Origin of the sequence: Streptomyces sp. NPDC059832 (assembly GCF_042731715.1) — a bacterium.
Classification (GTDB): domain Bacteria; phylum Actinomycetota; class Actinomycetes; order Streptomycetales; family Streptomycetaceae; genus Streptomyces.
On sequence record NZ_JBHWIY010000009.1, the window covers coordinates 334891 to 345819 of the forward strand.

The 10929-nt window shown below is 72.0% G+C and carries 8 protein-coding genes; 3 read left to right on the forward strand and 5 right to left on the reverse strand.

Going from position 1 to position 10929, the window contains the following annotated elements; translation table 11 throughout:
* The first annotated feature begins 80 nt into the window (after positions 1-80).
* The 3 genes from ACFV8T_RS18965 to ACFV8T_RS18975 all read left to right on the forward strand — a co-directional run bounded on the left by ACFV8T_RS18965 (position 81) and on the right by ACFV8T_RS18975 (position 6443).
* Positions 81-4748, forward strand: coding sequence for a DEAD/DEAH box helicase (locus ACFV8T_RS18965; protein WP_385328766.1), 4668 nt, complete (start codon positions 81-83; stop codon positions 4746-4748).
* A 93-nt stretch (positions 4749-4841) separates the two neighbouring features.
* Positions 4842-5642, forward strand: coding sequence for a DNA-formamidopyrimidine glycosylase family protein (locus tag ACFV8T_RS18970; RefSeq protein WP_385328768.1), 801 nt, complete (start codon positions 4842-4844; stop codon positions 5640-5642).
* Positions 5643-5678: 36 nt separating this feature from the next.
* Positions 5679-6443: an SDR family NAD(P)-dependent oxidoreductase gene (locus tag ACFV8T_RS18975; protein ID WP_385328770.1), complete on the forward strand. Its 765-nt coding sequence runs from the start codon at positions 5679-5681 to the stop codon at positions 6441-6443.
* Positions 6444-7073: 630 nt separating this feature from the next.
* Here the strand turns inward: ACFV8T_RS18975 and ACFV8T_RS18980 are convergent.
* The 5 genes from ACFV8T_RS18980 to rimO all read right to left on the reverse strand — a co-directional run bounded on the left by ACFV8T_RS18980 (position 7074) and on the right by rimO (position 10726).
* Complete coding sequence (locus tag ACFV8T_RS18980) at positions 7074-7268, reverse strand: CsbD family protein (RefSeq protein WP_385328772.1); 195 nt, start codon at positions 7266-7268, stop codon at positions 7074-7076.
* Between the two features lie 258 nt (positions 7269-7526).
* Positions 7527-7910: a helix-turn-helix domain-containing protein gene (locus ACFV8T_RS18985; protein WP_018105285.1), complete on the reverse strand. Its 384-nt coding sequence runs from the start codon at positions 7908-7910 to the stop codon at positions 7527-7529.
* Positions 7911-8019: 109 nt separating this feature from the next.
* Positions 8020-8529 (reverse strand): CinA family protein, encoded by a 510-nt coding sequence (locus ACFV8T_RS18990; protein WP_385328774.1) that lies wholly within the window; start codon positions 8527-8529, stop codon positions 8020-8022.
* Complete coding sequence (pgsA, locus tag ACFV8T_RS18995; RefSeq protein WP_385328775.1) at positions 8526-9254, reverse strand: CDP-diacylglycerol--glycerol-3-phosphate 3-phosphatidyltransferase; 729 nt, start codon at positions 9252-9254, stop codon at positions 8526-8528. The genes ACFV8T_RS18990 and pgsA overlap by 4 nt, the downstream gene beginning before the upstream one ends.
* Positions 9251-10726, reverse strand: coding sequence for a 30S ribosomal protein S12 methylthiotransferase RimO (gene rimO, locus ACFV8T_RS19000; protein WP_385328777.1), 1476 nt, complete (start codon positions 10724-10726; stop codon positions 9251-9253). Before rimO ends, pgsA begins: the two co-directional genes overlap by 4 nt.
* Positions 10727-10929 lie beyond the last annotated feature (203 nt).

Below are 10929 nucleotides of genomic sequence, written 5' to 3' on the forward strand. Positions count from 1 at the left end.
AACGAATTCTCGCAGCTCCGGGGCGGGGCCGCCGAGGGTGGTCGGGGCCGTTGTCAGTGGCGGGGTGCACGATGGGGGACATGGCCGGCTCTGCGCTCGATTCGTTCTCACCCGCGACCCGCGGCTGGTTCGCGGGTGCCTTCAGCGCGCCCACCGCGGCGCAGGAGGGTGCCTGGCGCGCGATCGGCGAGGGTTCGGACGTGCTCGTCGTCGCACCGACCGGTTCCGGCAAGACCCTCGCCGCGTTTCTCGCCGCGCTGGACACCCTGGCATCCGTCCCGCCGCCCGCCGAGGCGAAGAAGCGCTGCCGCGTGCTGTACGTGTCGCCCCTCAAGGCACTCGCGGTCGATGTCGAGCGCAACCTCCGCTCCCCGCTGACCGGCATCCGCCAGGAGTCGGTGCGCCTGGGGCTGCCCGAGCCCGAGGTCCGGGTGGGAATCCGTTCCGGCGACACCCCGCCCGCCGAGCGCCGCTCGATGGCGACCCGGCCGCCGGACATCCTGATCACCACGCCCGAATCACTGTTCCTGATGCTGACCTCCTCCGCCCGGGAGGCGCTCTTTGGTGTCGAGACGGTGATCCTCGACGAGGTCCACGCCGTCGCGGGCACGAAGCGGGGCGCCCATCTCGCCGTGTCGCTGGAGCGTCTGGACGAGCTGCTGCCGCGTCCCGCACGGCGGATCGGCCTGTCGGCGACGGTCCGTCCGGTCGACGAGGTGGCGCGCTTCCTCTCGCCCCGGCGCAAGGTGGAGATCGTCCAGCCGCCGTCCACCAAGCGGTTCGACCTGTCGGTGGTCGTGCCGGTCGAGGATCTGGGTGAGCTCGGCGGCTCGCCCGCCACCGACCCCGACCAGGCCGGCCAGGCGGACAAGCCGTCGATCTGGCCCCACGTCGAGGAGCGGATCGTCGACCTCGTCCAGCAGCATCGCTCCACCATCGTCTTCGCCAATTCCCGCCGCCTCGCCGAGCGGCTGTGCAACCGCCTCAACGAGATCGCGTACGAGCGGCTCACCGGCGAGACGATCGCCGAGTCCCACTCCCCCGCCGAGATCATGGCCGAGTCCGGTACGGCGAAGGGCGCCCCCGCGCTGCTCGCCCGCGCCCACCACGGTTCGGTCTCCAAGGAACAGCGCGCCCAGGTGGAGGAGGACCTCAAGGCGGGCCGGCTGCCGGCCGTCGTCGCCACCTCCAGTCTGGAGCTGGGCATCGACATGGGAGCGGTCGACCTCGTGATCCAGGTGGAGTCGCCGCCGTCGGTCGCCTCCGGCCTGCAACGGGTCGGCCGGGCCGGACACCAGGTCGGCGCGGTCTCCACCGGAGTGGTCTTCCCCAAGTACCGGGGCGATCTGGTGCAGGCCGCCGTGGTCACCGAGCGGATGCGCGAGGGTTCCATCGAGGCGCTCCGGGTCCCGTCCAACCCGCTGGACGTGCTGGCCCAGCAGCTGGTCGCCATGGTCGCTCTGGACAGCTGGCAGGTGGACGACCTGCTGGCGGTGTTCCGCCGCGCCGCGCCCTTCGCCTCCCTGCCCGAGTCCGCGTTCACCGCCGTGCTGGACATGCTCGCCGGCCGCTATCCCTCCGACGCCTTCGCCGAGCTGCGCCCGCGTGTGGTCTGGGACCGGGTGGCCGGTACGGTCACCGGCCGCCCGGGGGCACAGCGGCTCGCCGTCACCTCCGGGGGAACGATCCCCGACCGGGGGCTCTTCGGGGTCTTCCTCGCGGGAGCCGACCCCAAGAAGGGCGGCGGCCGGGTCGGTGAGCTCGACGAGGAGATGGTGTACGAGTCCCGGGTCGGCGATGTCTTCACCCTCGGCACCACGTCCTGGCGGATCGAGGACATCACCCGCGACCGGGTCCTGGTTTCGCCCGCCCCCGGCGTTCCCGGCCGGCTGCCGTTCTGGAAGGGCGACCAGCTGGGCCGTCCGCTGGAGCTGGGGCGCGCGCTCGGGGCGTTTCTCCGCGAGATCGGCGGACTGTCGCCGGAGGACGCCCGGGAGCGTCTGCTCGCCGCCGGTCTCGACACCTGGGCCGCCGACAACACCCTGTCGTACATCGACGAGCAGCGCCGCGCCTGCGGCCATGTGCCGGACGACCGGACCATCCTCGTCGAACGTTTCCGTGACGAGCTGGGTGACTGGCGGGTCGTGGTCCATTCCCCGTTCGGCGCGCAGGTGCACGCGCCGTGGGCGCTGGCGCTGAGCGCCCGCCTCTCCGAGCGGTACGGCATGGACGCCCAGGTGATGCATGCCGACGACGGCATCGTGCTGCGGCTGCCCGACGCCGACCTGATGGGTCTGGACCTCCTGGACTTCGATCCCGCGCAGGACCTCGCCCAGACCCCGGCCCAGGACCCGGCACCGCTGCCGGGCCTGTCGTACGACAGCGAGCAACCACCCGTCGGCGCGGCGGACGTGACGTTCGATCAGGGCGAGATCGGCCAGATCGTCACCGACCAGGTCGGCGGTTCGGCGCTGTTTGCCTCCCGGTTCCGCGAGTGCGCGGCCCGCGCCCTGCTGCTCCCGCGTCGCAGCCCCGGCAAGCGCACCCCGCTGTGGCAGCAGCGCCAGCGTGCCGCGCAGCTTCTCCAGGTCGCGTCGGAGTTCGGCTCCTTCCCGATCGTCCTGGAAGCGGTCCGCGAATGCCTCCAGGACGTCTTCGACGTCCCCGGGCTCACGGAGCTCATGGGCGATCTCGAAGCACGCCGTGTCCGGCTGGTCGAGGTGACCACCCCCGAGCCCTCGCCCTTCGCGCGCTCGCTCCTGTTCGGCTACGTCGCCCAGTTCCTGTACGAAGGCGACTCGCCCCTGGCCGAACGGCGGGCCGCCGCCCTCTCCCTCGACTCCCATCTGCTGGCGGAGCTCCTCGGCCAGGCGGAGCTGCGCGAGTTGCTCGACGCCGATGTCCTGACGGAGCTGGAGCAGGAGCTCCAGTGGCTGACCGAGGACCGCCGGATCAAGGACGTCGAAGGCGTCGCCGACCTCCTGCGGGTCCTCGGCCCGCTCACCGACGAGGAGTTGGCGGAGCGCGGCGCCCGCCCGTCATGGGCGCCGGAGCTGTCCGCGGCCCGCCGGGCCATCCGGGTCCGGATAGGCGGCGCGGACCACTGGGCCGCGATCGAGGACGCGGGCCGCCTGCGGGACGCCTTGGGCACCGCCCTCCCGGTCGGCGTCCCCGAGGCGTTCACCGAACCGGTGAAGGACCCCCTGGGCGATCTCCTCAGCCGGTACGCCCGTACGCACGGCCCGTTCACCTCCACCGAGGCCGCCACCCGCTTCGGCCTCGGCACCGCTGTCACGGACGGGGCGCTGCAACGTCTCTCCGCGTCCGGCCGGACCGTCCAGGGCGAGTTCCATCCCGCCGGTATCGGCCAGGAGTGGTGCGACGCCACCGTGTTGCGCCGGCTGCGCCGCCGCTCGCTCGCCGCGCTCCGCCACGAGCTGGAGCCGGTCCCGCCCGCCGCACTCGCCGGCTTCCTTCCCCAGTGGCAGCACCTGGGCAGCAACAGCCTGCGCGGAATCGACGGACTGGCCCGCGCCATCGAGCAGTTGCAGGGCGCGCCCGTCCCGGCGTCGGCGCTGGAGAAGCTGATCCTGCCGGGCCGGGTCACGGGCTACAGCCCCGCGCTGCTCGACGAGCTGACCACCACCGGCGAGGTCGTCTGGGCCGGCGCAGGCGCCCTGCCGGGCAAGGACGGCTGGTTGTCCCTCTATCTCGCCGACAGCGCACCCCTGCTCCTCCCTCCCCCGCATCCGCTGGAGCTCAGCGCGTTGCACGAATCCGTCCTGGCCACCCTGAGCGGCGGGTACGGGCTGTTCTTCCGGCAGATCGCCGATCAGGTCCGCGCCACCACACATCCGGACTGCACCGATCCGCAACTGGCCGATGCCGTCTGGGAGCTGGCCTGGTCGGGCCGGCTCACCAATGACACGCTCGCCCCGCTGCGCTCGCTCCTCGGCTCCGGTCGTACGGCGGGGTCGACCGCCCACCGCGCCAGACGCAGCGTCCCGCGCGGGCGTTACGGCTCGCTCACCGGCGCCGCCCGGCCCGCGTCCCGCACCGGCCCGCCCACCGTCTCGGGCCGCTGGTCCCTGCTGCCCGCCACCGAACCCGACCCCACGCACCGTGCCCATGCCCTGGCCCGCACACTCCTCGACCGCCACGGAGTGGTGACCCGCGGCGCGGTCCAGGCCGAGGGCGTCGAAGGCGGCTTCTCCGCGACGTACCGCATCCTGTCCGCCTTCGAGGACAACGGGCAGGCGCGGCGCGGCTACGTGGTCGAAGGGCTGGGAGCGGCACAGTTCGCGATGGACGGCGCGGTGGACCGGCTGCGTGCCACCTCCACCGCCCTCGACCGTACGGAGCCGGGCGCCGCGCCCCGTGCCCTGGTCCTCGCCGCGGCGGACCCGGCCAATGCGTACGGCGCGGCCCTGCCCTGGCCCGAGCCGCCGGACGGGGCCGGGCACAAACCCGGCCGCAAGGCGGGCGCCCTGGTGGTGCTGGTCGACGGCGAGCTGGCGATGTACATGGAGCGCGGCGGCAAGACGCTGCTGGCCTGGCCCACCGACCCGGACGACCCCGCTCTCCTCGCGGCAGCGGGAGCACTGGCGGCGGCCGCCCGCGCGGGGGCGCTCGGCACGGTCACGGTGGAGCGCACCAACGGCGCACCGTCCCTGACCTCCCCACTCGGCCGCACGCTGGAGGCGGCCGGCTTCCTCGCCACCCCGAGGGGGCTCCGCCTGCGCGCCTGAACCACCGGCGCACCCCACTCCCCGTACACCGCACCGCACCCTCCCACCGCGCACACCAGCCCACACCCCCTCCCCGCCCCGCATCATGGAGGCATGCCCGAAGGAGATACCGTCCTGCAGACGGCCAAACGTCTGCACACCGCACTCGCCGGTCAGGTCCTCACCCGCTCCGACCTGCGCGTGCCCCGGTTCGCCACCGCCGACCTCACCGGCCGGACGGTTCTGGACGTCATCCCGCGCGGCAAGCATCTCCTCACCCGTATCGAGGGCGGCCTCACCCTTCACAGCCACCTCCGGATGGACGGTGCCTGGCGCGTCTACGCCACGGGCGAGCGCTGGCGCGGTGGCCCCGCCCACCAGATCCGTGCCGTCCTCGCCAACGCGGAGCACACCGCCGTCGGCTACCGACTGCCGGTCCTCGAACTCCTCCGCACCCGGGACGAGGAGAAGGCGGTCGGTCATCTCGGCCCCGATCTGCTGGGCCCGGACTGGGACCCCGACACCGCTCTGCACAATCTGCTCGCCGCCCCCGACCGCCCCCTCGGCGAAGCCCTGCTGGACCAGCGCAACCTGGCCGGAATCGGCAACATCTACAAGGCCGAGCTCTGTTTCCTGGCCCGTGCCACCCCCTGGCTCCCCGTCGGCGACCTGGCCGCCCCCACCGCTGCCCGCCTGGTCACGACGGCCAAACAGCTGCTCGAAGCCAACCGCGACCGCCCGATGCGCACGACCACCGGCACGGCCCCGCGTGGATACGGCCCGAAAGAGCGGCTCTGGGTCTACGGCAGGGCCAACCGCCCCTGCCTGCGCTGCGGCACACCCATCCGCTCGGCGGATCAGGACACCCGCCCCACCTACTGGTGTCCGCACTGCCAGTCAGGCCCCACACACTAGTTGACGATCCGTCAGATCAAGTCGTACCGTCCGGTCATGTCCCTCACCGCGTACGACCTCACGGGCCGCTCCGCGTTCGTCACCGGCGCAGCAGGCGGCATCGGCCGAGCCTGTGCCGTCCTGCTCGCGGCCGCGGGCGCCACCGTGCACTGCGCCGACCTGGACGAGAAGGGCCTGCTGGAAACCCGGGAGCTGATCACCGAGGCGGGTGGCGCATCCCACATCCACGGCCTCGATGTCACCGATCGCAGTCGGGTCGAGGCCGCGGTGGCCGCCGCCGGCGACCTCGACATCCTGGCCGCCGTCGCCGGAATCATGCATTCGAGCAGCGTCCTGGAGACCACGGACGAGGATCTCGACCGCGTTCTCGCAGTCAATTTCAAGGGCGTGCTGTACGCCTGTCAGGAAGTGGCCCGCAGCATGATCGCGCGCGGCGCCCCCGGCTCACTGATCACCATGGCCTCGGGAGCGGTCGACTCCGCCGGCCCGGGACTGCTCTGCTACAGCGCGGCCAAGGCGGCGGTCGTCCAGTTGACGAAGACGCTGGCGACCGAACTGGGGCCGCACGCCATCCGCGTCAACGCCGTCGCCCCGGGCTGGATCCGTACACCCATGACCGCCCGCCACGACGCGGACCGGCAGCACCGGGTGGAGGCGACGATGGCGCGGATCTCCCCGCTCGGGCGGGTGGGCGAACCCGAGGACGTGGCCCACACCGTGCTCCATCTCGCTTCCGACGCGTCGGCCTTCATGACCGGCCAGATCCTCCGCCCGAACGGCGGCGTAGCCATGCCCTGGTAGCCCGCCGCCCCCGCTCCACCCACCGGGCGCCGGCATCGAACCAGCGGCCCGCCCACCGCTCCCCGACAGCCGACCACCGGGCCGCGCCCGCTCGCACACCCCCTCCGCCCGTTTTCGCACCGCGACCGCCCGCCCCCGCCGACCCGGCGGTCGCCGCCACATGGACGGGCAGCAGACTCAGCCCCCATCCACCCGCCGCCACCGCACCCTCGACGAACCCGGCATGAGCCGGCTCCAGCACGAGCCGCAGCACGGCCCACCACCACACCCCGCCGAGAACGAGCGCCGGTACCCATCGCCGTACCATGGCTGCCTCCTCCGGCCGAACCTAGTGCGGCGCGCTCGCCCGGCGGGAGGGCGCATCGGCGCACCACCGGCGCGATGTGCACAGCCGCGGACCATTGCGCGCTCTCGCCCGGAACTCCCGGGCACGACGTGCCGGACTGTGACCCCGCTTCGGCCGGAGGCTCTCCGGCACGGGACCGGAGTGCGCGATCACGACGCGATCCCACCGGCCGACGCTCCGCTCTCCGCAGTCTCGCCCGGCCGGGCTCGGGCCGCATCCAGAACGGACGGCACCGCGGCACCACCGAGCCCCCACCGTTTCGGGTGGGGGCTCGGTGTACGCGGTCAGCGCTCGTCGTCGGGGCGCAGAGATTCCTTCATGCCCTCCGCGCGCTCCTGGGCGTCGCTCATGGTGTCCTTGGCCCGGCCCTTGGCCTGGTCCGTCTTGCCCTCGGCCTCCTTGCGCCGGTCGCCGGTCATCTTGCCCATGGCTTCCTTGGCCTTGCCCTTGATCTTGTCCTTGGCGCCTTCGTCAACCACTGTGACTCCTTCGGGTAGGGGAACGACTCTCCCGTTCGGCACCACCCACCATGGCACAAACCGCACAAAACGGTCATTCGGGAGAACCGTCCGAACCGCAGCCCTAGCAGGCCGCCCCGGCCCGCCCCCTCAGACTGCTGCCCGAGCCCGCTGCCGGAACACCCCGTCCCGTCCGCCCCTCCCCCGGAACATGCAGAAGCCCCGACCGCCCCCTCAAGGGGGACGACCGGGGCTCGGTTTCACACCGGACCACGCGGGTCAGGCGGCGACGACATCCACCGCTTCCGCGGGCGCCTTGATGGTCACCCGTCCCGTCGGCACACCTGCCACCGACGTCACGGAGACGGAATTGAGCATTGGCCGGACCGGTACAGGCACCGGATCACTGGCTGCTGCCGACTCGGCCAGTTCGGCCAGCGACAGCTCATCGCTCACTTCACGCATGAGCTCGGACATCCGTACGTCAAGCGCGTCGCAAATGGCGGAGAGCAGTTCGGAGGATGCCTCCTTCTGCCCCCGCTCCACCTCGGAGAGATAGCCGAGCGAGACTCGGGCGGACGAGGAGACTTCGCGCAGAGTACGGCCTTGGCGCTGGCGCTGCCGACGCAGCACGTCACCAAGCAGGCGACGGAGCAGAATCATCGGTGGCTCCCTCCTCGGACCGCGTAGCCGCATCCTTCACGCCCCACCGTACCGCCTCGCGCCGCGGCCGTGCGGGGAGCGATGTCGTGTTCACTCAGGGCTGCAAACATCAATTCCCCCCGTTCTGTTCCGTATCCTGTGCCCTTGCATTCTTGCCGAGTTCGGCGGAGAGCAGCTCGAGCACGCTCCGTACGCTCTCTGTACGGATGTCCGCCCGTTCGCCGTTCAACCTCAGCTCGGCCATATTCTCCACGCCGTCCGGTCCGGCGACCGCGACGTAGACCGTGCCCACGGCCTTGCCGTCCTGCGGTTCGGGGCCCGCGACCCCGGTGGTGGCCATGCCCCAGTCCGCCCCGAGAACGCGGCGCACACCGGCTGCCATCTGCCGAGCCACCTCCGGGTCGACCGCACCGCGCTGCGTCAGCAGAACGCCGTCCACACCCAGGACATCCCGCTTCAGGGGCGTCGCGTACGCCGTCACGGAGCCCCGGAAGGACTGCGAGGCACCCGGCACGGAAGTCAGCTCCGCCGCGACCAGACCGCCGGTCAGCGACTCGGCGACGGCAAGGGTCTCACCCCGCTCCACGAGCAGCTCCAGCACCCTGGCCGCGGCGGTCACCGCTCGGCCTCCGCCGAATCACGCCTTCCCGTGGCGCCCGGGACCGGTCCCGGGCCCCCTGCGGCCGCCGCTGCGGCAGCCCGTTCGGCCGCGAGCCCCTTGCGACGCAGTACGACGGCCTGACGCACATAGTCCAGCCCGGTGACGACCGTCAGCACGACGGCCACCGCCATCACCCAGAAGCGCAGGGTGGCCAGCGGACCGGTCAGCGCCAGGACGTACATCCCGACGGCCGTCCCCTGCGCCAGAGTCTTCATCTTCCCGCCACGACTGGCCGGAATCACCGCATGCCGTATCACCCAGAAGCGCATCAGCGTGATGCCGATCTCGCGGAAGAGGATCACGCCCGTGACCCACCAGGGCAGATCGCCGAGATACGAGAGACAGATCAGCGCCGCGCCCATGATCGCCTTGTCCGCGATGGGGTCGGCGATCTTCCCGAAGTCGGTGACCAGGTTGTAGGTGCGCGCCAGATGACCGTCGAACAGATCGGTGATCATGGCGACGGCGAAGGCCGCCCAGGCGAACGACCGCCAGACCGGGTCGTACCCGCCGTTGTGCAGCAGCAGCAGCACGAAGCCGGGCACCAGCACCAGCCGCAGCATGGTGAGCAGATTGGCGATGTTCCACAGGCTGGCCTGATTGACGGCCGCAGTGCCCAGCTTGCCGCCGCGGACCGGCTTCGCGCCGGAGCCGCCTGCCGCGGATGCCGGGACTCCCGTCATCTGGCCGCCTCCACGAGTTCGGAACACTCGGCCACCAGATCCACTCCTTCGGTGCCCACGACCTTTGCCTCGACCATAAGGCCGGGTACGAGGCCCTCGCGTGTGGTGAACAGCACCTGGCCGTCCGTTTCGGGTGCCTGGTGCGCCGCGCGCCCCACCGCACCGTCCTCGTCGTCCACGGCCTCGACGAGCACCTGGAGCGACTCGCCCAGGCGCTCCTCGGCACGCTGCGAGGTCAGCTCCTCGGCCAGCTGCGAGATGTGCGCGAGCCGCTCGGCGATGACGTCGGCGTCCAGCTTGTTCTCGTAGCCGACGGCCTCGGTGCCCTCCTCGTCGGAGTAGCCGAAGACGCCGATGGCGTCGAGCCGGGCGCCGGTGAGGAAGCGTTCCAGCTCCGCGAGGTCGGCCTCGGTCTCACCGGGGAAGCCCACGATGAAGTTGGAGCGGGCACCGGCCTGCGGCGCCTTGCCGCGGATGGTGTCCAGCAGCTCCAGGAAGCGGTCGGTGTCGCCGAAGCGGCGCATCGCCCGCAGCACGCCGGGTGCCGAGTGCTGGAAGGACAGGTCGAAGTACGGCGCGACCTTCGGCGTCGAGGTCAGTACGTCGATGAGGCCGGGCCGCATTTCGGCCGGCTGGAGGTAGCTGACCCGGATCCGCTCGATGCCCTCGACGTCGGCGAGGTCCGGCAGCAGCGTCTCCAGCAGCCGGATGTCGCCGAGGTCCTTGCCGTACGAGGTGTTGTTCTCGGAGACCAGCATGACCTCCTTGACGCCCTGCTCGGCCAGCCAGCGGGTCTCCTGCAGCACGTCCGAGGGGCGCCGCGAGATGAAGGATCCGCGGAAGGACGGGATGGCGCAGAAGGAGCAGCGGCGGTCGCAGCCGGAGGCGAGCTTCACCGAGGCGACGGGGCTGGTGCCCAGCCGCCGGCGCAGCGGCGCCCGCGGCCCGGAGACCGGGGCGACACCGTCGGGGAGGTCCTCGGGCGCGGGGGCCGGCTCGGCCTCCTGGGCGTGCCCCGGCAGGGACACGGCCGCGTCCTGCCGCTCGGCCGGGCTGATCGGCAGCAGCTTGCGGCGGTCGCGCGGGGTGTGGGAGGCGTGGATGCCTCCGTTGAGGATGGTCTGGAGGCGGTCGGAGATATCGGCGTAGTCGTCGAAGCCGAGGACACCGTCCGCCTCGGGCAGGGCCTCGGCGAGGTCCTTGCCGTAGCGCTCGGCCATGCAGCCGACGGCGACCACGGCCTGGGTCCGGCCGTGGTCCTTCAGGTCATTGGCTTCGAGCAGGGCGTCGACGGAGTCCTTCTTGGCGGCCTCGACGAATCCACAGGTGTTGACGACGGCGACATCCGCGTCGGAGGCGTCCTGGACGAGCTCCCAGCCGTCCGCTGCCAAGCGGCCTGCGAGCTCCTCCGAGTCCACCTCGTTACGGGCGCAGCCAAGAGTGACAAGGGCGACGGTACGGCGTTCGGGCATGGGCTCAAGACTACTTTGTCCCGGCACTCGCCCTGCCGCGCAGGGTTCCACCGTTACACCGAGTAACAAATGCGGCGAGGGGGCGGGGGGGGTGTTGGGGGGGGGCGACGGGAAACCGCCCGGCCCCCCCGCGGCCCGGAGGCGAAGAGCAGTGCCGTCCGCCGGAGGCCGCTACGGAGTCGGGGGCTGTTTCCGGATGTCGG

Coding starts and splice junctions, on each gene's coding strand:
- ACFV8T_RS18975 (WP_385328770.1), top strand. CDS start 5,679: ATGTCCCTCACCGCGTACGACCTCACGGGCCGCTCCGCGTTCGTCACC.
- ACFV8T_RS18965 (WP_385328766.1), top strand. CDS start 81: ATGGCCGGCTCTGCGCTCGATTCGTTCTCACCCGCGACCCGCGGCTGG.
- pgsA (WP_385328775.1), bottom strand. CDS start 9,254: ATGACGGGAGTCCCGGCATCCGCGGCAGGCGGCTCCGGCGCGAAGCCG.
- ACFV8T_RS18970 (WP_385328768.1), top strand. CDS start 4,842: ATGCCCGAAGGAGATACCGTCCTGCAGACGGCCAAACGTCTGCACACC.
- ACFV8T_RS18985 (WP_018105285.1), bottom strand. CDS start 7,910: ATGATTCTGCTCCGTCGCCTGCTTGGTGACGTGCTGCGTCGGCAGCGC.
- rimO (WP_385328777.1), bottom strand. CDS start 10,726: ATGCCCGAACGCCGTACCGTCGCCCTTGTCACTCTTGGCTGCGCCCGT.